Origin of the sequence: Falsirhodobacter sp. alg1, from assembly GCF_000739715.2 — a bacterium.
GTDB lineage: Bacteria > Pseudomonadota > Alphaproteobacteria > Rhodobacterales > Rhodobacteraceae > Falsirhodobacter.
The window spans coordinates 78,228-99,898 of sequence record NZ_BBJC02000002.1 but is presented as its reverse complement, the minus strand read 5'-3'; the positions used below and the strand labels follow the sequence as shown (position 1 = coordinate 99,898).

Annotated in this window: 21 protein-coding genes; 7 read left to right on the top strand and 14 right to left on the bottom strand. The window is 59.1% G+C overall.

Going from position 1 to position 21,671, the window contains the following annotated elements:
* Positions 1-13 precede the first annotated feature (13 nt).
* The 8 genes from TR36_RS04650 to TR36_RS04615 all read right to left on the bottom strand — a co-directional run bounded on the left by TR36_RS04650 (position 14) and on the right by TR36_RS04615 (position 5,502).
* Positions 14-211 (bottom strand): DUF5337 family protein, encoded by a 198-nt coding sequence (locus tag TR36_RS04650; protein ID WP_045389784.1) that lies wholly within the window; start codon positions 209-211, stop codon positions 14-16.
* The gene (nuoE, locus tag TR36_RS04645) at positions 208-1,110 is read right to left on the bottom strand and encodes an NADH-quinone oxidoreductase subunit NuoE (RefSeq protein WP_045389786.1); all 903 of its coding nucleotides are present in this window, start codon (positions 1,108-1,110) and stop codon (positions 208-210) included. Before nuoE ends, TR36_RS04650 begins: the two co-directional genes overlap by 4 nt.
* Entirely contained in the window at positions 1,110-2,324 is a 1,215-nt protein-coding gene (locus TR36_RS04640; RefSeq protein WP_045390046.1) for an NADH-quinone oxidoreductase subunit D, read from the bottom strand. The genes nuoE and TR36_RS04640 overlap by 1 nt, the downstream gene beginning before the upstream one ends.
* Before the next feature lie 5 nt (positions 2,325-2,329).
* Positions 2,330-3,151: a sulfotransferase gene (locus TR36_RS04635; RefSeq protein ID WP_045389788.1), complete on the bottom strand. Its 822-nt coding sequence runs from the start codon at positions 3,149-3,151 to the stop codon at positions 2,330-2,332.
* 6 nt (positions 3,152-3,157) lie between these two features.
* Positions 3,158-3,760: an NADH-quinone oxidoreductase subunit C gene (locus tag TR36_RS04630; RefSeq protein WP_045389790.1), complete on the bottom strand. Its 603-nt coding sequence runs from the start codon at positions 3,758-3,760 to the stop codon at positions 3,158-3,160.
* 11 nt (positions 3,761-3,771) lie between these two features.
* Positions 3,772-4,305 carry an NADH-quinone oxidoreductase subunit B family protein gene (locus TR36_RS04625; RefSeq protein WP_045389791.1) on the bottom strand — a complete coding sequence of 178 codons (534 nt, stop codon included), beginning with the start codon at positions 4,303-4,305 and terminating at the stop codon, positions 3,772-3,774.
* Positions 4,296-4,661 carry an NADH-quinone oxidoreductase subunit A gene (locus TR36_RS04620; protein ID WP_045389793.1) on the bottom strand — a complete coding sequence of 122 codons (366 nt, stop codon included), beginning with the start codon at positions 4,659-4,661 and terminating at the stop codon, positions 4,296-4,298. Before TR36_RS04620 ends, TR36_RS04625 begins: the two co-directional genes overlap by 10 nt.
* 175 nt (positions 4,662-4,836) lie before the next feature.
* Positions 4,837-5,502 carry an HAD hydrolase-like protein gene (locus tag TR36_RS04615; RefSeq protein WP_045389795.1) on the bottom strand — a complete coding sequence of 222 codons (666 nt, stop codon included), beginning with the start codon at positions 5,500-5,502 and terminating at the stop codon, positions 4,837-4,839.
* A 94-nt stretch (positions 5,503-5,596) separates the two neighbouring features.
* Here TR36_RS04615 and glmU point away from each other — a divergent pair, with 94 nt between their 5' ends.
* Genes glmU through TR36_RS04600 form a run of 3 tightly spaced genes read left to right on the top strand, consistent with a single transcriptional unit; the run spans position 5,597 to position 9,414 of the window.
* On the top strand, positions 5,597-6,937 hold the full coding sequence (gene glmU / locus TR36_RS04610) for a bifunctional UDP-N-acetylglucosamine diphosphorylase/glucosamine-1-phosphate N-acetyltransferase GlmU (protein WP_045389797.1): 1,341 nt from the start codon (positions 5,597-5,599) through the stop codon (positions 6,935-6,937).
* A 3-nt stretch (positions 6,938-6,940) separates the two neighbouring features.
* Entirely contained in the window at positions 6,941-8,752 is a 1,812-nt protein-coding gene (gene glmS, locus TR36_RS04605) for a glutamine--fructose-6-phosphate transaminase (isomerizing) (RefSeq protein WP_062762532.1), read from the top strand.
* Complete coding sequence (locus tag TR36_RS04600; protein ID WP_062762530.1) at positions 8,749-9,414, top strand: DNA alkylation repair protein; 666 nt, start codon at positions 8,749-8,751, stop codon at positions 9,412-9,414. Before glmS ends, TR36_RS04600 begins: the two co-directional genes overlap by 4 nt.
* 15 nt (positions 9,415-9,429) lie before the next feature.
* Here the strand turns inward: TR36_RS04600 and lpdA are convergent, their stop codons facing one another.
* Genes lpdA through TR36_RS04575 form a run of 5 tightly spaced genes read right to left on the bottom strand, consistent with a single transcriptional unit; the run spans position 9,430 to position 17,095 of the window.
* Positions 9,430-10,821, bottom strand: coding sequence for a dihydrolipoyl dehydrogenase (lpdA, locus tag TR36_RS04595; RefSeq protein ID WP_045389803.1), 1,392 nt, complete (start codon positions 10,819-10,821; stop codon positions 9,430-9,432).
* Positions 10,822-10,854: 33 nt separating this feature from the next.
* Positions 10,855-11,454, bottom strand: a complete 600-nt coding sequence (locus TR36_RS04590; protein ID WP_045389805.1) for a DUF924 family protein — start codon at positions 11,452-11,454, stop codon at positions 10,855-10,857.
* Between the two features lie 48 nt (positions 11,455-11,502).
* Positions 11,503-12,759 carry an MFS transporter gene (locus tag TR36_RS04585; RefSeq protein ID WP_062762528.1) on the bottom strand — a complete coding sequence of 419 codons (1,257 nt, stop codon included), beginning with the start codon at positions 12,757-12,759 and terminating at the stop codon, positions 11,503-11,505.
* An 8-nt stretch (positions 12,760-12,767) separates the two neighbouring features.
* Positions 12,768-13,814 carry a tRNA preQ1(34) S-adenosylmethionine ribosyltransferase-isomerase QueA gene (gene queA, locus TR36_RS04580; protein ID WP_062762526.1) on the bottom strand — a complete coding sequence of 349 codons (1,047 nt, stop codon included), beginning with the start codon at positions 13,812-13,814 and terminating at the stop codon, positions 12,768-12,770.
* Positions 13,811-17,095 carry a DUF3971 domain-containing protein gene (locus TR36_RS04575; RefSeq protein WP_192841314.1) on the bottom strand — a complete coding sequence of 1,095 codons (3,285 nt, stop codon included), beginning with the start codon at positions 17,093-17,095 and terminating at the stop codon, positions 13,811-13,813. Before TR36_RS04575 ends, queA begins: the two co-directional genes overlap by 4 nt.
* 85 nt (positions 17,096-17,180) lie before the next feature.
* On the opposite strand from TR36_RS04575, the gene TR36_RS04570 reads away from it, so the two are divergent.
* From TR36_RS04570 to TR36_RS04555, 4 genes are all read left to right on the top strand, one after another.
* Complete coding sequence (locus TR36_RS04570) at positions 17,181-17,627, top strand: peroxiredoxin (RefSeq protein WP_045389811.1); 447 nt, start codon at positions 17,181-17,183, stop codon at positions 17,625-17,627.
* Positions 17,624-18,427: a ferritin-like domain-containing protein gene (locus TR36_RS04565; protein ID WP_237763517.1), complete on the top strand. Its 804-nt coding sequence runs from the start codon at positions 17,624-17,626 to the stop codon at positions 18,425-18,427. The genes TR36_RS04570 and TR36_RS04565 overlap by 4 nt, the downstream gene beginning before the upstream one ends.
* A gap of 198 nt (positions 18,428-18,625) precedes the next feature.
* The gene (locus TR36_RS04560; RefSeq protein WP_045389813.1) at positions 18,626-19,948 is read left to right on the top strand and encodes a M23 family metallopeptidase; all 1,323 of its coding nucleotides are present in this window, start codon (positions 18,626-18,628) and stop codon (positions 19,946-19,948) included.
* The gene (locus TR36_RS04555; protein WP_045389815.1) at positions 19,938-20,459 is read left to right on the top strand and encodes a polymer-forming cytoskeletal protein; all 522 of its coding nucleotides are present in this window, start codon (positions 19,938-19,940) and stop codon (positions 20,457-20,459) included. The genes TR36_RS04560 and TR36_RS04555 overlap by 11 nt, the downstream gene beginning before the upstream one ends.
* A 47-nt stretch (positions 20,460-20,506) precedes the next feature.
* Here the strand turns inward: TR36_RS04555 and prfB are convergent, their stop codons facing one another.
* Positions 20,507-21,631 (bottom strand): peptide chain release factor 2, encoded by a 1,125-nt coding sequence (gene prfB, locus TR36_RS04550; RefSeq protein ID WP_045389817.1) that lies wholly within the window; start codon positions 21,629-21,631, stop codon positions 20,507-20,509.
* Positions 21,632-21,671 lie beyond the last annotated feature (40 nt).

The window sequence follows — 21,671 nt, the reverse complement described above, 5'->3', positions numbered from 1 at the left end:
GCAGCCCTCACTTTTACCGCTGACCGCGCACAAGGCGCACCGTCGCGACCGCTAACGCAACGAACCCCGCCAGCGTCAGCATATCGAATATAAGAAGCACGGCTGGCGTCCAGCCGAACTGCCGTCCCAAACCCTGCACAAGCAACCAGCCCAGAACCAGCGCGCCCAGTAACAGGGCCAACCGCTTTATGGCGAGGTCGCGTGCGTTCATACCTTGTCATCATCTTCATCGACAGGTTGGCCGGGCTCTGCCTTCGCAGTGCCCCCTGGCGCCACACCGTCGTCCTTGACCCGCGCCGCCGGACGTTCCGGCGCTTCTTCGACCGAGATGCCGCTTTGGTCTACCGGATGCCCGGCACCGGGCTTCGGATCGGCGTCGGCAGCATCTGCATTGACCTGCGGAGCAGGCTGCCAAGGTGTCCGGAGTGGTACTTCGGTACCATCGATACGGCGGATGGTATCACCGATATCCAAAGCACGCTGGACGGCCGCGTTATGCGCCTGACGTTCGCCTTCGCCTTCGGTCAGCGCAGTTGCACCTCCCTTGGCTTCGGCACCAAAGCGGCCATTTTGCGGACCGGGCTGTGGCACATCCCCCGCCGCAAAGCGGTCGATCAGATCGCTAAGCGTCTGGGGGGTCAGATCTTCGTAATTGTCCTTGCCGATCTGTGCCATGGGCGCATTCGTGCAGGCCCCCAGACATTCGACCTCTTCCCAGGAGAAGCGTCCGTCGGCCGAAGGTTGATGCGGGTTCGGCGCAATCTTTTCACGGCAAACTGCAATCAGTTCTTCTGCCCCACAGATCATGCATGTCGTGGTGCCGCAAATCTGGATATGCGCAACGCTGCCGACCGGCGACAGGTGGAACATGAAATAGAATGTAGCCACTTCCAATGCACGAATGCGGGCCATGCCCAGCATGTCTGCAACATATTCGATGGCAGGACGGGTCAGCCAGCCGACCTGCTCCTGCGCGCGGAACAGCAGCGGGATGATTGCAGAGGCCTGACGCCCTTCGGGATATTTAGTGATCTGCCCCTGAGCCCAAGCAAGGTTTGCCTCGGTAAAGGCAAAACTGTCGGGTTGTACGGCATGCAAGCGACGCAGCATCAGCGGTCAACCTCTCCAAAAACAACGTCCATAGTGCCGATGATCGCGGAAACATCGGCAAGCTGATGGCCTCGTGCCATCTGGTCGATCGCCTGCAGGTGGGCAAAGCCCGGTGCACGGATCTTGGCGCGATACGGCCGGTTCGTACCATCCGCAACCAGATATACACCGAATTCGCCCTTCGGCGCTTCGACCGAGGCATAAACTTCACCCGCAGGTACGTGGAACCCTTCGGTATAAAGCTTGAAGTGATGGATCAGCGCCTCCATCGAACGCTTCATATCCGAGCGTTTCGGGGGCGTCAGCTTACCCCGGGCAAGCACATCGCCCGGATTGTCGCGCAGCATCCGGCAGGCCTGCTGAACGATCTTCATCGATTCACGCATTTCCGCCATACGGCAAAGGTAACGATCGAAGCAGTCACCATTCACGCCGACCGGAATCTGGAAATCGAACTCGTCATAGCATTCATAGGGCTGCGACCGACGCAGATCCCAGGCCAGCCCCGAACCGCGCGCCATGACGCCGCTCATGGACCAGTCAAAAACCTCTTGTTGCGAGACGACGGCAATATCCACCGTCCGCTGCTTGAAAACGCGGTTTTCGGTCAGAAGCTCGTTCAGCGCATCCAGAAGCTTCGGGAACGTCTCGCACCATGTCTCGATATCGTCGATCAGCTGCGGCGGCAGATCCTGATGGACGCCGCCCGGACGGAAGTATGCGGCATGCAAACGTGCGCCACAGGCCCGTTCGTAAAAGACCATCAGCTCTTCACGGGCGGTAAACCCCCAGAGCGGAGGCGTCAGCGCACCGACATCCATGGCCGCGGTCGTCACGTTCATCAGGTGGTTCAGCAGACGGCCAATTTCGGAGAACAGCACTCGGATGATCGAGGCGCGGCGTGGGATGACCGTCCCTGTCAGCTTCTCGATCGCGAGGCACCAGGCGTGTTCCTGATTCATCGGCGAAACATAGTCCAGCCGGTCGAAATACGGCAGATTCTGCAGGTATGTCCGGCTTTCCATCAGCTTTTCGGTGCCGCGGTGAAGCAGCCCGACATGCGGGTCACAACGCTCGACGATCTCACCGTCCAGCTCCAGAACCAGACGCAAAACTCCGTGCGCCGCAGGGTGCTGCGGGCCGAAGTTGATGTTGAAGTTGCGGATCTTCTGTTCGCCCGACGGGCCGCCATGAAGATCGTTGCTGCCATCCATCATGTTCAGACCTCTGTCATCTGTGCACACCACGCCCGGGGCAAAGACCCCATGCGGCGGGCAACGAATTCGTATTGCGGGCGCAGAACCTCGATTGCACGTGCACGCAGATCGGATGGCAAAACCATCGCCTGCCCTTCATGCACCCGAACGTCATACTCCGCGCGTATAGGAGAAATCCCCAGAAAACGCGCAAGGCGATCCATCATTCCGGGCGTCATGAGCTCTTCGTAGAACCCGACCATCAATGCATCCTTGGGCGCTGCCGCGTCTAGCCGGCTCAGGGATTGCGCATAGTCACTGCGCTGGATTGCGGCGCCACGGCCATTCAGCGCCCGTCCGAACATGCGTGCCGCATCGGCCGCACTGCGGGACATGCGCTGTGCATCCATACGAACATGGCTCCACAACCGCTCTACCGGATCGCGGAGAAGATATAGCATCTTCACTTGGCCCAAGGCGAACAGCCGCGAGAGAATGCGTTGCGGCAGAAGGCTATAGGACGGCGTGAAATCCGCGACCACCCGTTTGTCCCCGCGCCCTGCGGTCAGGTAATCCAGGTATGCGCGCAGCGAAAGACGCCCGCGCTGCAAAACGGCAAGCCAATCCACCAGATCCGCAAGAAGCGCACCGCGTGAACGCAGGACACGGCGTTCGATCCGCTGCGTTTCGGCGGCCCATTGGCCGTGATGCGCAGTATCGAAATAATGCAGCTCCTTGATACCCCGCAGATGGCACTGGGGATGCCCCGCCAGCTGATCGAACAGCCAGCTGGTGCCCGCTTTCGCGGCCCCCACGCACATCAGGATGATCGGTTGCTGCGTCACCGGTTGTTACGCCTTTGCCTTGTCATCACCCGGAAGGATGTATTCTGCACCTTCCCACGGGCTCATGAAATCGAACTGACGGTATTCTTGCACCAGACGAACGGGTTCATAGACTACCCGCTTCTGCGTCTCGTCATAGCGTACTTCGGTATAGCCTGTCGTCGGGAAATCCTTGCGAAGCGGGTGACCCCGAAAGCCGTAATCCGTCAGCAGACGGCGTAAATCTGGATGCCCCGAGAACAGGATCCCGAACATATCGAACACTTCACGCTCGTACCAATTGGCGGCCGGAAAGACTGCTGTCAGAGATGGCATCATCTCGTCCTCGTCCAGCTGGCACTTCAGGCGCACACGATGGTTCTGATGCATCGACAACAGATGATAGACCACATCAAACCGCTTCGGACGCTCCGGGTGGTCAACGGCGGTGATATCCACCAGCACGTTGAAGCGACAGGCAACGTCCTGCTTCAGCGCTTCACAGACCTGCACGATCTGCGATGCCGCGATTTCGATCGTCAGTTCATTAAATGCAACGGTCTGCGCGATGATGGAATCGGCACAGCGCATTTCGATCAGCGCGGAAAGTTCGTCCAGTGCTTCGTTCATGATGCCACCTTTCAGCGAGTAAGCGTGCCGGTGCGGCGAATCTTACGCTGCAACTGAAGGATACCATACAAAAGCGCCTCGGCCGTGGGCGGGCATCCCGGAACATAAATATCGACAGGCACAATACGGTCACAGCCACGCACAACCGAATAGCTGTAGTGATAGTAACCGCCGCCGTTTGCACAGCTGCCCATGGATATGACGTAGCGCGGCTCGGGCATCTGGTCATAGACCTTGCGCAGCGCCGGTGCCATCTTGTTGGTCAGCGTACCCGCAACAATCATCAGATCCGATTGGCGCGGGCTGGCGCGCGGCGCGGTACCGAAACGCTCCACATCATACCGTGGCATGGAGGTCTGCATCATCTCCACCGCACAGCACGCAAGCCCGAAGGTCATCCAGTGCAGACTGCCGGTCCGCGCCCAGTTGATGATATCCTCGGTAGAAGTCAGCAGGAAACCTTTGTCCTGCAACTCCTTGTTGAGTGTCTGGGTGGCAAATTCGGGATCGCCGCCAGCCGTATTGGCAGATGTGCTCACGCCCATTCCAAGGCTCCCTTCTTCCACTCATAGATGAAACCGATGGTCAGCACGGCAAGGAATGCCAGCATGGACCAGAAGGCCACCATCGAAATTCCGCCAAGCGCCACGGCCCAGGGGAAAAGGAACGCCACCTCTAGATCGAAGATGATGAACAGGATCGATACCAGATAGAAACGGACATCGAATTTCATCCGCGCATCGTCAAAAGCGTTGAACCCGCACTCATATGCAGAAACCTTTTCCGGGTCCGGATTGCGAACGGCCAAAATGACGGCCGCCAACACCAGAACCAGACCAAGCGCTACAGTGATCACGAGAAACACGATTAGCGGAAAATAGTCTCGAAGAAGATCGTCCACGAGTGGCTCCTTCAGCCTGTGGCCACCGAGGCCGCGCGAAAAGTTGCTGACCCCCATGTAGCTCCGGATTGTCCGGTGGTCAACCAAGCCTGCTGGGCATCACGCCCAATAAAACAAGGCTTTGCTACTTGGCCGAATAAATTATTTATACCAGTAGCGTGCTGTGATCGCATCGCTAGCCGATCTGCTGGCGAACAATCGCCGTCAAATCACGGTAGTCATGCAGCAACGCCTCCGGTTCCATAGCCTCAACTTCGGACCCGCCCGGACCAAAAGTGACCAGAACGACCGGAATTTCGGCAGCGATGCCTGTATTTCGATCAGTTGCCGTATCCCCGATCAGGATGGATTTCGATACCGTACCGCCAGCGCGCCGGACACTTTCGACATAGGGTGCCGCATCCGGTTTGCGTGTCGGAAGCGTGTCGGCCCCTACCAATGAATCGAACAGATGGCGCACGCCCAGTTCGGTCAGCAGGATCTCTGCCAGCGCCTCGGGCTTGTTGGTGCAGATCGCAGTCGCGTACCCGGCGGCACGCAGCTCTTCCACCGCCTCTTTGGCATAGGGATACAGCTTTGTGTGGACCGAAATCGCATTGCCATATGCTTCCAGAAGTTTTGGATACTGGCCGTCGATATCCTCATCCACCCACACGACGCCTGCCCGCTCGAATCCCAGTTGCAACATGGCACGCCCGCCCTTGAATGCGGTTGCACCGTCCCGCGCGGGATCAAGCTGGTGGCCATGCCCGAGTGCCGACAGACAGGAATTCGCCGAGGCGATCAGGTCCGCAGCCGTATCGGCAAGCGTGCCGTCAAGATCGAAAACTACGGTACGCATCCTGAAATCTCCGGTAAGACTGTGTGATTGCGCGCCCCTTGCGGCTCGCTACCACTGACGTAAAACCTGCGACAAACAAAGACCAGAGGGACATATGGCCGAAGTTTCGCTTATCATCCTGGCCGCCGGCATGGGATCGCGCATGAATTCGGACCTGCCGAAGGTTCTTCATCGCTTGGCAGGCGCGCCATTGCTGCATCATGCAATGCAGACCGGACGCGCATTGGATCCGACCTGCACCGTGATCGTGACAGGCCATGGCGCCGAAGCCGTGGAGAAATGTGCGCTTGCCTATGATCCGGACGTGCTGACCGTCCGGCAAGAGCAGCAGTTGGGCACGGGTCATGCCGTCGCGCAGGCCTTGCCCCTTTCGGGCAAAGGTGGCGATACCGTCATACTTTACGGCGATACACCCTTCATCCGTGCCGAAACGCTGGAGGCCATGCGCGCTGCCCGGTCCAGACATTCTGTTGTCGTGCTCGGGTTCCATCATGACGACGAAGGACGATATGGCCGTTTGGTCGCCGAGGGGGAAAACCTGAGCCGGATCGTGGAATACAAAGATGCCTCAGATGAAGAACGCGCGATAACCCTATGCAACTCTGGCGTTATATGCGCGGATTCAGCTGTTCTTCCCGAACTGGTTGCAGCCATTGATACAAATAACGCATCGGGTGAATATTATCTGACGGATATCGTGGCAGTGGCACGGGCCAAGGGATTGTCTGCCGGTCTGGTTGTCTGTGACGAGGCGGAAACCCTCGGGATCAATACGCGCGCCGAACTGGCAGCGGCGGAAAGCGCCTTTCAGGCCAATGCGCGCGCCGAAGCGATGGAAACCGGCGTTACGCTGACGGCACCTGAGACGGTCTTCTTCTCGCTGGACACCTTTATCGGTCGGGACGCGCTGATTGGCCCCAATGTCGTTTTTGGCCCGCGGGTTACAATCGAAAGCGGTGCCGAAATTCTGGCATTCTGCCACTTGGAAGGATGCCACATTTCACGAGGTGCCACCGTCGGCCCCTTTGCCCGCCTGCGCCCCGGCACCGAACTGGCCGAGGATGTGCATGTCGGAAACTTCGTCGAGGTCAAAAATAGCATTCTGGATGAGGGAGTTAAGGTTGGACACCTCACCTATCTTGGAGATGCCGAGGTTGGCGAGAAAACCAATATCGGCGCGGGCACCATCACCTGCAACTATGACGGTGTGAACAAGCACCGGACCAAAATCGGACCGCGGTCTTTCATTGGCTCCAGCACCATGTTGGTGGCACCGGTCACAATTGGCCGCGATGCCATGACAGGCTCCGGTTCGGTCATTACCGAGGATGTTCCGGCCGAAGCCCTGGCCATCGGCCGCGCCCGTCAGGTCAATAAGGCAGGCCTTGCTGTCCGGCTTATGGACCTGTTCCTGTCCAAGAAGAAGAAAGGCTGACAAATGTGCGGTATCATTGGAATTCTTGGCAAGAATGAAGTTGCACCACAGCTGGTGGAATCCCTCCGTAGGCTGGAATATCGCGGATATGATTCAGCCGGGATCGCCACGCTGAACCACAACGGTCTGGACCGTCGGCGCGCGACCGGAAAACTGGTCAATCTGTCGGACCTGCTTGTGCATGAACCTTTGGCCGGCAAGGCGGGTATTGGCCATACACGTTGGGCGACGCATGGTGCGGCAACGCTGGCAAACGCGCACCCCCATATGCATGGGCGTGTGGCAGTGGTTCACAACGGGATCATCGAGAACTTCCGTTCATTGCGGGAAGAGCTTGAAGCGGATGGCCACACTCCCGAAAGCCAGACCGATACCGAGGTTATTGCCCTTCTGACATCGCGGAACCTCATGCAGGGCATGCCGCCGACACAGGCCGCTTTTGCAGCGCTCGACCGGTTGGAGGGCGCTTTTGCGCTGGCATTCCTGTTTGAAGATGAACCGGATCTCATGATCGGTGCGCGCATCGGATCGCCTCTTGCCATCGGTCACGGGGATGGAGAAATGTTCTTCGGCTCGGACGCTATCGCTCTGGCCCCGTTGACCGAGCGTGTCACGTATCTGGAGGACGGCGACCGCGCCGTTCTGACCCGGACAAGTGTCGAAATCTACAATCGTGCCGGGCAACGGGCCAACAGGTCCATGACGCAGGTGGCGTCCAGTGCGACACGGATCGAAAAATCGGGCTATCGTCACTTCATGGCCAAGGAGATTGCAGAGCAGCCTGCCGTGTTGGCCGACGTCATTTCCCACTACGTGCGTGATAACGCCATTCATATGCCCGACGCTGATTTCAGCGCAGTGGACAGGCTGACCCTGGTGGCCTGCGGCACGGCACATTACGCCTGTCATGTGGCAAAATACTGGTTCGAACAGATCGCCCGCCTTCCGGTGGACATCGATATCGCATCGGAATTTCGGTACCGTGAGCCGCCACTGTCCGAAAAATCATGGGCCGTTTTTGTCAGCCAATCCGGAGAAACCGCCGATACGCTCGCCGCTTTGCGTTATGCGAAGGATAAGGTTGCCCGTACAGTTGCGGTGGTAAACGTTGCGACGTCGTCGATTGCAAGGGATGCAGACCTTGCACTCCCCATCATGGCCGGCGTCGAGGTTGGGGTCGCTTCCACCAAAGCCTTCAGCTGTCAGCTGGTCGTCTTGTTGATGATGGCATTAAAGGCTGGTCAGGATCGCGGCATCCTGACCGATGCCCAGATAAACGAGAATCTGGCCGATCTGGAAAAACTGCCCAGCCTGATGAACCAGGCCATGACGGTAGCAGCCCCCATAAGCAAGATATCCGAGAATCTGGCCGAGGCCGAAGATATCCTGTTCCTTGGCCGTGGGCCGATGTATCCCATGGCTTTGGAGGGGGCGCTGAAGCTGAAGGAAATCAGCTATATACACGCAGAAGCTTATGCTGCGGGTGAGCTGAAGCATGGCCCTATCGCCCTGATTGACGCGCATGTGCCGGTAATCGTGTTGGCCCCCAAAGACACGCTTTTTGATAAAACGGTGTCGAACATGCAGGAAGTCATGGCGCGGCACGGCAAGGTTCTGCTGATTTCCGACGCCGCGGGTGTGGCCGAAGCGGGGCATGATACATGGGCAACTTTGACGCTGCCGACAGTTTCAGCCCTGCTGGCACCGGTTCTTTATGCAGTGCCTGTGCAACTTCTGGCCTATCATACCGCCGTCGCTAAGGGTACGGATGTCGATCAACCGCGTAACCTCGCCAAATCGGTAACTGTAGAATGACTTATATCGAAACCCTTCGTAGCAAGGCCAATGATGCCAAAGCTATCGAAGCCTTGGAGTACCATAAAACGGAGCGTGTCTATCTTGGCATAGCACTGGAGGATCTGGAGGCTCTGGTCGCGGAATGGCGCGAAAACCTCACGATAGAAGAACGCGTATCCCTCGCCCAGGAACTCTGGGAAAGTGATATTCATGACGCGCGTATCGCCGCTGCGAAACTGCTGTTGCAGGCACGGATGCGCCCGGATGACTCCGCATGGGACGCAATCTGCATCTGGGTTGAGGAATTGGATAACTGGGCCATTGCCGATGCTGTTGCAAAATCGGCGGAAAAGCGTGTCATGGCCGATTTCACGCGCTTTGAAGCACTGGAAAGTTGGCTTCAAAGCAAAAATTCGTGGGCGCGCCGCACTGCCATTCTGGCTTCACGCCCCCTGGCAAAGAAAAACCACATCAAACCCGCGGAACGCGAGGCACGTGATGCGGCGCTGGATCTGATGGTTGATGTATTGGGCGATCGTAACTGGCACGTGCAAAAGGCAATCGCCAGTTGGCTACGGGATCTGGCCAAACATGACGCAGTGCTGGCCCGTCAGTTCATCGCTGAATACGGCGAAGTCATGCGGGGCTATACAAGAAAAGATGCGGCTCAGAATCTCTGAGCCGCCTATCGTTTTTTACATGTGGATTGTGCGACCGTAGGCGTTCAATACCGATTCATGCATCATCTCGCTCAGCGTCGGATGCGGGAACACGGTATTCATCAGATCTTCTTCGGTCGTTTCCAATGTCCGGCCGATGACATAGCCTTGGATCAGCTCGGTTACTTCGGCGCCTACCATATGCGCGCCCAGAAGCTCGCCGGTCTTTGCATCGAATACGGTTTTCACCATACCTTCAGCTTCGCCCAACGCGATGGCCTTGCCGTTGCCGATGAACGGGAAGCGGCCGACCTTCACGTCGAAACCGGCTTCTTTTGCCTTGGCTTCGGTCATCCCGACCGATGCGATCTGTGGCGAGCAATAGGTGCAACCTGCAATTGTGCCCGGCTTGATCGGATGCGCTTTCTGACCTGCGATCAGTTCGGCAACCATAACCCCTTCGTGGCTTGCCTTGTGGGCCAGCCAGGGTGCGCCCGCAATATCGCCGATCGCATAAAGCCCCTCGACACCGGTCCGGCAGTATTCGTCCACCACCACATGCGTCCGGTCGATCTTCACGCCCAGATCTTCCAGACCCAACCCTTCGACGTTGCCGACGATCCCTACGGCAGAAATCACAGTGTCAAATTCCGCAGTGGTGGTCTTGCCACCTGCCTCCAGATGCGCTGTGACCTTGCCATTGGCCTTGTCGAGCTTTTTCACAGTCGTCTTTTCAAGGATTTTCATCCCCTGCTTTTCGAACTGCTTCTTGGCAAACGTTGCAATTTCCACGTCCTCAACGGGCAGAACGCGGTCCATGACCTCGACAACTGTTGTGTCTGCACCCAAGGTGTTGAAGAAGCTTGCAAATTCAATGCCGATCGCGCCAGATCCGATGACCAAAAGCTTCTTCGGCATCCGTTTGGGCTGCAGGGCGTGGCGATAGGTCCAGACAAGATCTCCGTCCGCCTCAAGCCCCGGCAGCGTACGCGCACGCGCACCTGTCGCAAGGATGATGGACTTTGCGGTCAGATCCTGTGTGCCTTTGTCGGTTTTCACCGAAACCTTTCCCTTGGCGGGAATGGTCGCTTCACCCATGATGACGGTGATCTTGTTCTTCTTCATCAGGTGTCCGACGCCCGCGGTCAGCTGCTTGGCCACCCCGCGTGAACGTTTGACAACGGCATCCAGATCAAAATCAGGTTTTTCGACGCTCAGCCCGAATTCCTTTGCACGGTGCATGAGGTGGAACACCTCAGCCGAGCGCAATAGCGCCTTGGTCGGGATACATCCCCAGTTAAGGCAAATGCCGCCCAGATTCTCGCGCTCTACGATGGCGACCTTCTGGCCCAGCTGGGCGCCGCGGATGGCAGCCACATAGCCACCAGGTCCGGCACCGATCACGATCATGTCGAAATTGTCGGCCATGAAGCCCTCCACTGAAACTGGTTTAATGCTAAACTATCCCTCGATGACGCGCAATGTTACCTCGTTCCGGAATTTCTTCACGAAACCGGAATAACCGCCCGCTTCCATGAACGCGTCTTCCTCGGGTGTGTTCGTCCGGCCAAGTGCTTTGTTACGAAACGGAAAACGGCCAAAACGGTGGATGATCGCCTCATGCGCCCGCGCATGGATCAGCGTTGTGTTTCCGGTATCCGGCATACGTTCGCGGAACAGGTGAACAGACAGCGCCTGATCATCAACATGCTCGGAATGTTCGAACGGCAGATAGAAAAATTGCCGCTCCGGTTCCGGGGCGGCCATATCCCATCCCATTTCGATGGCATGGCGGGCGGCGGCCCGTGCCTGCGGATCAGTTGCAAACGCGCGGGCCTGACCGCGCCAGATATTGCGCGAGAATTGGTCGCAGACAATCAGATAGGCCAGCGTGCCGACCGGCCCGTCAATCCAATGCTCCAACCCGCCCTCAAGTGCTGCCTCCCAAAGATCGCGAAACTTTTCGCGAACCTCCTCATCGATTTCTGGCGTACCTGAATACCAATCCTCGGGTTCACAGTCGTTCAGCCAGAAATCCAGTACACTTTGTGGATCGTCCATCTCATACCTCCTTCCGGGGACCGCGATAGAGATCCCCGTTTGGTTATATTAGCGCGATTCGACCTCGGCGGCAGTGTCTTGTCCTGCTTCTTCCATCGCACCCGTCACGGCGATCGTCGCGGCGTTAGGCGCAAGGACCGCAAAGGCACCGGTATCCTCGGGCCGCGGCGCTGTCCGCTGGGTCATCCGGTAGGCGGAATATCCGGCCACCATCGCCATCAGGCCGAAGATGAACAGGAAGAACCCGTTCGGACCGACCCGATCCATCAGCCACCCCGTTACCGGCGGTCCGACCATAGCCCCCAGCCCGTTTGCAAAAAGCAGGCCGGCACTGGCCGCAGCCATCTGCTCCTTGGCCAGAAAGTCATTCGTATGCGCAATCAACAGGGCATACAGCGGGTTCGCCACCCCGCCCAGAACAAAGGCGGCGGGAAGCAGCAACCAGATCGTTGTCGGCATCAGGCTGGTGACCAGCATACAGACAGCACCAAGGGCCGCAACGATTCCGATCAATAGGCGGCGGTCCATACGGTCCGAAATCCAGCCGATGGGATATTGGCAGATCAGGCCGCCCAGATAGATGGTCGCAATGAACAGCGATATCTGCACAACCGACAGACCGACAATCGAGCCCCAGACAGCCGCCATCCCGAACATGGCCGAAAAGACACCGCCGATAAGGAACATCCCTACGACACCCAGAGGCGACACCTCGTAGAGTTCCGAAAACGGCAGGCGTGCCGTGGATTCGAAGGTCGGGGCCTGTGTCACGGTCAGCAGGATGGGAATGAACGCCAACGAAACCAGCACCGAAGGCAGAACGAACATCGCAAATCCATTAGGATCGCCGACATTCAGCAACATCTGCGAGCTGATGATGCCGATCATCTGCACGATCATATAGAGCGACAGCGCCTGCCCCCGCGTTTCATTCGTGGAGGTATTGTTCAGCCAGCTTTCAGCAGTGATGTACACGCCGGAGAAGCTGAACCCGATGGCGATACGCATCAATGCCCATAGAAACCAATCCGGCAATACCGGATAGCAGACCAGCACCGCCGAAATGATCGAGCCGAGCGCGGCAAACACCCGTACATGGCCGACCCGCGTGATCATCCCCGGCACCATCCGCGATCCGAACAGGAACCCCGCGAAATAGGCCGACATTACCAGTGAAAGCTGCAGCGTGGTGAACCCCTCGATCCCCCCGCGTATGCCCAGCAACGTGGATTGCATGCCGTTGCCGACCATCAGCAACATGACACCAACCAGCAATGGCCAGGTCGAACTCAGAACGGATAGCATGAAGCCCCCTAGTCGCGGTGGGGGATCAAAAGCGATGCATCCCCGTAAGAGAAGAAACGATAGCCCGTTGCCACCGCATGACCATAGATACGACGCACTGTTTCCTCGCCCATCAGGGCGGAAACGAGCATCAGCAGTGTTGATTTCGGCAAGTGGAAATTTGTCATCAAAGCATCGGTCACCTGAAATCTGTAACCGGGATAGATGAAAATGTCTGTCATGCCGCGCCATGGTGCGATCCGCCCACCCGTCGATGCGCTTTCGATCAGGCGCAAGGCAGTGGTGCCGACCGGAATGATCCGCCCCCCCTTCGCGCGGGTCTCGTTGATTTCGGCCGCAGCCTCTGCGGTCACCTCGCCCCATTCCGCATGCATCTTGTGGGTGGCGACATCCTCTACCTTGACCGGAAGGAATGTGCCTGCCCCGACATGCAGCGTGACCTCGGTAAACCCCACGCCTTTGGCGCGCAGTGCGGCCAGCAATTCCTCATCGAAATGCAGGCTGGCGGTGGGCGCCGCAACCGCACCCGAATGGCGGGCAAATACGGTCTGATAATCCGTATTGTCCTGCTCATCCGGCGCACGCTTGGCCGCGATATAGGGCGGCAGAGGCATCATCCCTGCCTCGGCCAGCGCGGCGTCGAAATCATCGGCCTCGAATGCCAGCGTCGCCTCGGTCTCAGACTTCGAGATAACCGTCGCCATCAGGCGGTCGGAAAAACGGATGACCTCGCCCACTGCAATCTTGCGCAAGGGTTTGGCAAACACCCGCCAGCCGGTGGCCGAGGGTTCCAGCAGCGTTACCTCGACCTTGGCAATGGCTGCACCCTGCCCGGTCATACGGCTGCGCGTGCCGTTCAGGCGCGCAGGGATAACGCGTGTATTGTTCAGGACCAGCCTGTCACCGGGGCGGAACTGTTCCAGCAGATCACGGACATGCAAATCATGGATCGCATCCCCTTCCGCCACCAGAAGCCGCGCATTACCGCGGGGCCGCATGGGGCGCGTGGCAATCAACGCTTCGGGAAGATCGAAATCAAAATCTGAAAGTTTCATTCTGCCAACCTTGGTGCAGGGCCTTGGATCAAATCACGGAACGGGCCGATCGCCAGCAAGGACAGCGGGTTGACCGAAATCTCCGGATCGCTTGCCGTGCCACGCAGACGATAGGTCACCCCGAAAAGTCCCTCTCCGCCGGGCTGCCCGCCGCCATTCAGGAAATATATCGGAGACACAACGCCCTGCATGAAAAACCGCTTGTCCGCCATCCGGTACACCCCTTCTGCAGTCACCCCCAAGGAGCTTCCCACAGCCGCGCTCCTCGTGACCTCGATTGCATCGGGGGTCAAGCGAAAGCCGGCATCCACATTGGTAAACAGGATGCCGCCACCGGCCAACTGTTCGACCGCACCCACCCCCGACAGGGCATTCACCATATTTGCGGGCAGCGGCAGGTCATGGATACGTATGTCATTAGCCAGAAGCGTTCCGTCATATTCCCCCTTCGCGACGCGCGGCGTCAGAATGACCTGCATCGGGCCGCCGGTTGCATTGCTGAAAATGCCGGAGGACGACAGTACGCCACCGGCATCTGCTGCGGTCAGCCGAACCTCTGTCCCATTGGCTGCGGCCCCCAGGGTTCCGCTCAGCGGCGCGCCTCCGTTCACACGGCCACGGAACGTGCCCTGAAGGCCGCCCGCGCTCCGGAACGCGCCGACGACATCTGTCAGGGCCAGGGTGTCACTGACCCGAACCTCGGCCAATGCGGTGCGGATCGGAATGTCCTCGGTCGTTGCATTTCCCTGGCCGGTGCTGCCGGAGGTTCCCAGGTTCAACCGGCGCAAATCGATCTTGCCGCGACCAACCTCTACCGCAGGGGCTACGCCCTTGCCTCTGCCCCGAAGGACGACAGGCGCATCAAGCCAACCGTTCAGGCGCACCCGCGAAAGGCGCGCCGCCTCCAGTTGCCCGCCATCCTGCAACGTCACGGAACCGCTTGCACGCAGCCCGCCGCCTTCGACCTCCAGACGCTCTACCTTCGGGGGCGTATCCAGATCCACATCTACCGCTAGTTTGCCGGCGGCATTGGCAGGCTTGCTCCACCCCAAAGCCGCCAGACCCGCCGTTATCCCCTTCAGATCCGAGGTAAGGGACAGCTGCGGCGGCATGCCCGGAGGCAATTCCACATCGAACCGCCCCGTGGCCGTGCCCGAAATCAGGCCATCCGGCAGATCTATCCCGAAATAGGTGGCGGCCTGGCGGGAAATCTGGGCTGTGCCACGAACCGCACCTGTTTGCGGTCCGGGTGCCAATGGCAGGGTAAACGCAGCATCGAAGGGCACCGGCCCCAGATATCCCGACCCATTGATCGACAGGGCGTCCGGCACGGCGGTCATGTGCAGTGTGTCTGCCGTCAGCACCCGGTCAGGCACAAGCACGCCCGAACGGAAATCATGGATGGTCCCCTTGATATCGAAGTTGACATCATCGGGCTCGATCTTGTCCAGCAAGGGAAGCTGCAGGCGGGCACGGACCTCCGCCTCTCCAGTGCCGATATTCGGATCGCGTTTTGCCTTGGTCAGAAACTGGAATGGCGGCTGGTCCAGCAAGGACAGTGCGGCGGTCAGGCTGCCATGGGCCGCAAGATCGATCTCCACACGAATGGGGCGATCCCGCAGATCCGGCACCACAAGGCTGGACCCGTCGGCGGTGACGACACCACCCTCGGGTGAATTGAGGTGCCCCTTGACCAAGGCCATTGCATAGCGATTTTCAAAAATCGCGGCATATCCCTCACCGCTTTCGATCGGCGGCAAGGTCCGGAGAAACCGCACATCCCCCCCGGCAAAACTGTACCCGAGTGCCAGCCGGGCTTCTTCGTTCGGGGCGATCCGCAAGGCGGCATGAACATCCTGAAGATCGCCGCCCAATACGTTTTCCGACAGCCATTCCCGTGTTTTGGGAACCAGCCTGGGCGGCCAGAGGGCCAACAGCTCGTCCCGCTTGATCTGGTTCAGCGACGGATCGAAGGCGACGCGCCACCCGTCAGAATCAGCGCTGACACGGCCATGCCCGCGCAGCACACGATCCCCTTCGGTCAGCGCCACCTGCCCGATTTCCAGCGAAAAAGGATTGATGTGCAGGCGCGCATCCATCTGGCCTTCGCTGAAGTGCACGGCTTCGGTGAACAGACCACGTGGATCGATGGCAACATCCTGCAGATGGATCTGCCCCAGAACGGTGTTCGGAATGCCCTGCTCCAGATCGCGCAGATAGGCCTGCCCCTCGACCTTGGCGCGGAGGGTACGACCGGAAATGCTGGCATCGCTGATGACCACACGCTCGGCCTGCGGATCATAGGCCAAGGCCATACTCGCCGCATCGAACGGAATAGGAGGCAGATCCGCCTGCGGCCATAGCGCGCCGGCCCCCAGATCAAGTGCCGCCTGAAACCGGAACAATGATCCCGAACCATCCAGCGCCGCCGACATCGTTCCCGAAACCGGCGCATCAAGGATCGACAGCGCCGTCAACGGGGCAGCTTGTGCGGCGATATCCGTTGTGCGGACATCATCAACCTTGAAATCAAGCGCCGATGTGCCTTTTTCCGGATCGGTCAGCACGGTCAGATCGATACGCCCACGCTCCGTTCCCGACAGGCCGACGGTCAGTACACCGCGCACAGCCCCATCCGGGCGGTCCAGCACCAGGCTGCCGTTCTGCAATTCCCACCGACGGTTGGCACGTTCGTCGCTGACGCCGATAAACACATCGGACACCTCGACCAGCTGTAGCTGCGATATCATCGGCACGTTCAATGCCGCACGGATTTCCTCGATCACGCCTTTGTAATCGGTTATCGGGGCCCCACCCGGGGCCACGCCAAGCGCCAGATCGAAGCGGCCATCGGGCCGACGCGCCACATCGACCCGCGCCCCTGTCAGAATCACGCGGCGCGGCCGTGGAATGGGGTTCCACAGGGTCGGCCGGGTCAGGACAACCTGCGCCTCCGGCAGAACCAGAACAGGTGCCCCGTCCCGATCGGCGACACGAATGTCCTGAACGGAGATCTGTGGCCGGAACGATGGCTCCACCGCGATGGTGACGCCGCCCACCGAGACGCGCGCCCCGAGGGTGCCCGCCCGGCGCAAACCGAAATCGATCTGCTGTTCGGCCATCGCCAGCACGGCACGCGGCAGACGAAAGGTTTTCCCCGTGACCGCCAGCACCGTCATGCCGACGGCGACCCCGGCGACCAGCAGCAACAGCACAAGCCCCACCACACGCAGAATACTTCTGCGTTTGTGCGTCGTGCCGCCGTCTGTCTTGTCCGCCACGTCCGGCCCCCTTAACTTCATTCCGGAGTGCCTTTTTCCACGACCGAAGGCAACAAGCCCCATCACCATCCCGAAAGGATAGGCCATGACCCGCCCTGCGCCAGATTTCACCCTGCCATCGACCGATGGTGAGATTACCCTGTCCGCCCTGCGTCCGCAGAAGATCGTTCTGTATTTCTATCCCCGTGACAATACCCCCGGATGCACGTTGGAAGCACAGGATTTCCACAGGTTGGGCGATGATTTCAAAGCGGCAGACGTTCGCGTCATCGGCATCTCCAAGGATGACATGGCCTCTCATGAAAAGTTCTGCGGCAAATACGGGCTGGGCATCACCCTCGCCTCTGATACCGGCACCACGGCCGAGGATTATGGCGTATGGGTCGAAAAGAACATGTACGGCAAGAAAAGCATGGGAATAGAACGCGCCACCTTCTTGATCGACACGGAGGGCCAGATCGTCAAAGAATGGCGCAAGGTCAAGGTTGCGGGCCACGCCGAGGCAGTACTGGCAGAGGCCAAATCCCTATGACCTTGGCCGAAATGGCGGTTGCGGTGTTGAACACCGCAGATGGCCGCGAAAAGACCGCCTTGTCACGCCGCCATGCAGCCAGCTGGTTCGCAGCCCGAAAGGCCGGTGCGCCCCTTCCCATCGGCAGCGCATCCCCGCCGATGCGCCCCGCGCGACCGGCAAAACCCGAATTGCTGCCCCCACGGGACATGCCCCGCCGTCGCCCCGGCAACGAGGCTGGACGGATCGCACTTTTGCATGCCGTCGCCCATATCGAGCTGAATGCGGTAGATTTGCACTGGGACATCATCGCGAGGTTTGCCGATGTGGAAATGCCCCTTGGCTGGTATGATGACTGGGTAAAATCCGCCGACGAGGAATCGAAGCATTTCAACCTGATGGCTGACTGTCTTGAAGCGGCTGGTTCCTGTTACGGGGCCCTGCCGGCGCATGCGGGGATGTGGCGGGCAGCCGAGGATACCGCATCCGACATGCTGGGCCGCCTTGCCGTGGTACCGATGGTGCTGGAGGCTCGCGGCCTTGATGTGACGCCCGGCATGATCGAAATTTTCCAGAAGGCCGGAAATACCGATGCTGTGGCGGCGCTGGAAACGATTTATGCCGAAGAGGTCGGCCATGTGGCCTATGGCTCCAAATGGTTCAACTTCCTTTGCGGCCGCCACAATCTGGACCCCAAAGACGTTTTCCACGAATTGGTTCGCAAATACTTCCACAGCACGCTAAAGCCCCCTTTCAATGAGGAAAAACGTGCCGAAGCCGGGTTGCCGCCGGACTTCTACTGGCCATTGACCGGGGATTGAGCGGCAGAATCCCGCCGAATTGGGCATCTGCAGGGAACCGATCGGTCAAATTGGTTGCCCTGCACCCGACCTGTGCCGTAATCAGGACGCGGGTCGGGGAATATCATATCTGTCACCAACAGGAATGATGTTATCCGTGCGGTCTTATCCGGCCGGGCGCCTCCCCTTTATGGGCAACACAAGACGGAACAGAATCTCGTGCTGAAACGCATCTCCTACCGGCTCAACACTGCATTGGAAAACTGGCTTCCGGAGCAGCGGCTCTATCTGAAATCAGAAACGAAGACCCGCTACGTCCGTATCCGCCCGATGACCCAGTTGGCCGCCCTTGCAGGAAGCGTTTCGATCATCGGCTGGGCCATGGTTGCCTCGGCTGTTGTTCTGATGGACGGGATCTCCACCGGCAGCGGCAAGATGGCCACGGCCCGCCAGCAGGCGATCTACGAAAGCCGGCTGAACAGCCTGTCCGACGACCGCGACGCCCGCGCCCAAGAGGCCGTGAACGCCCAGCAACGCTTCAGCCTTGCGCTTGATGAAGTGTCGGCAATGCAGTCGCGCCTGTTGGCATCCGAGGATCAGCGCCGGGAGCTGGAAAGCGGCCTGTCCGCAGTTCAGGATGTCCTGCGCAAGACCTTGGCCGAGCGTGATGCCGCGCGCGACCAGGCCCGGACCGTGACAGCCGCCCTTGCAGATGACGATCAGGCCGATGGCGTCGAGGCTACGGATACGCTGCAGATGATGACAGAGGCGCTTGATGCCACTGCGCGGCAGCGTGACGATATGGCGCTTGCCGCGAGCAAGGCCGAAGAGGCCGGCGCCGATATCGAGAATGCCAAGGCCGCCCTTGAGGCGCGCAATGATGCGATTTTCACCCAGCTGGAAGATGCCGTCGAAATGTCGATGGAGCCGCTGGACAAGATGTTCCGGGCTGCCGGGCTGAATACCGAGGATCTGCTGCGTGAAGTGCGGCGCGGGTATTCCGGTCAGGGCGGCCCGTTGAACCCTGTCAGCCTTTCCACGATGAGTGGTGAGATCACCCCTGAAGAGCAGCGGGCCAATTCGATCCTCGAAGGCCTGCAAAAGATGAACATGTACCGAATCGCAGCGATGCATGTTCCGCTGGCGATGCCGCTGGATGCAGCGTTCCGCTATTCCTCCCCCTTCGGCTACCGTAATGATCCCAAGGGCGCGGGGCGCCGTTTTCATTCCGGCGTCGATCTTGCAGCCCCCATCGGTACGGATATCCATGTAACCGGTGACGGCGTTGTTCTGCGGGCAGGCTGGGTTTCGGGATACGGCCGCCTGATCGAGGTGCAGCATGACTTCGGCATTGTGACCCGCTACGGCCATCTTTCCAGAATCCGTGTCCAAGTTGGCGATAAAGTATCGCGCGGCGATATAATCGGTGATATGGGCAGTTCAGGGCGTTCTACCGGAAGCCACTTGCATTACGAAGTGCGCGTCGGAGGCCAACCTGTAAACCCCATGACCTTCATCAAGGCGGGAAATGATGTTTTCTAAAAGCAGAGTAAACGAACCGGGTCCGAAACAAGCCGATGGCGAAGCCAAGTCTTGGACCGATACGCCAAAACACGAGGGCGCTTCCGCAGCCCCCCGTGGAAAGGCAGCCGCGTCGATCCTTTCATCTGACCTGACTGTTGTCGGTAATCTGAAAACGACCGGTGATATCCAGGTTGAAGGCACAGTCGAGGGTGATATCCGCGCCCATCTTCTGACCGTCGGCGAAAGCGCGACGATCCGCGGCGAAATCGTTGCGGATGATATCGTCGTCAACGGTCGTGTCATCGGCCGGGTCCGTGGTTTGAAAGTACGCCTCACATCGACCGCACGGGTCGAGGGCGACATCATCCACAAGACGATCGCAATCGAATCCGGTGCGCATTTCGAAGGCTCGGTCCAACGTCAGGACGATCCGCTGCAGCAGGGCAAGAAGGCCATCGCGCCGCCTCAATCGGCCGCGCCGACAGCACAGCCCGCCGCTGCGCCAAAGCCTGCCACCCCTACGGAATAAGAAAAGGCGCCATTGGCGCCTTTTTTAATGGGCTATGCCGGGTAAGGTTACTCGGCGTTTGCCTCGGCCCGGCTTTTGCCTGCCACATCCTGTGCAAGCGTCGCCGCCATGAAGCGATCCAGATCCCCGTCAAGAACCCCTTGGGTGTCAGAGGTCTCCACATTGGTCCGCAGATCCTTGACCATCTGGTAGGGCTGCAGAACATACGAGCGGATCTGGTTTCCCCAGCCCGCATCGCCCTTGCTTTCATGCTGCGCGTTGATCGCGGCATTCCGGCGGTCCAGTTCCTGTTGGTACAGGCGCGATTTCAGTGCGGCCATACAGTTGGCACGGTTCTGGTGCTGTGACTTTTCAGAGCTGGTCACGACGATCCCCGTCGGAATGTGGGTGATCCGAACAGCCGAATCTGTCGTGTTCACGTGCTGCCCACCAGCACCGGACGAACGATAGGTATCGATACGGATATCCCGATCCGGAATGTCGATTTCGATGTTCTCGTCAACCACCGGATAAACCCATACCGAACTAAAGGACGTATGGCGACGGGCCGCAGAATCGTAAGGAGAGATCCGGACCAGACGATGGACGCCCGACTCGGATTTCAACCAGCCATAAGCATTCGGGCCGGAGATCTTGTAGGATACCGATTTGATCCCCGCCTCTTCGCCATCGGACAGGGATTGGGTTTCAACCTTGTAACCCTTCTTCTCGGCCCAACGCACATACATGCGCGCCAGCATCGACGCCCAATCGCAGCTTTCGGTGCCGCCAGCGCCCGCGTTCACCTCAAGGAAGGTGTCATTGCCATCGGCTTCCCCGTCCAGCAAGGCTTCAAGCTCCTTGGCGCGTGCAAGCTCGACCAGATCGCGAATAGCCTGCTCGGCATCTTCGATAACCTCCTGATCGCCCTCGGCTTCACCAAGTTCGATCAGTTCGATATTGTCGCGAAGCCCCGCCTCGATCAGGTCGAACGTGGAAATCTGGTCCATAAGCGCCTGCCGGTCGCGCATCAGCTTTTGCGCGGCGGCAGGATCGTTCCAGATATCCCCCGCCTCGATCATGGCGTTGAATTCTTCCAGCCTGTGGCCAGCGGTTTCACGGTCCATCCGCTGCGCCAAAAGCTCCAGCGATTTGCGGATTGTCTCTGCATGGTTCTGGATCTCGGTGCGCATGAAGTCCTCGAAACTTGTATCTGGCTGGCGTCATAGCCCT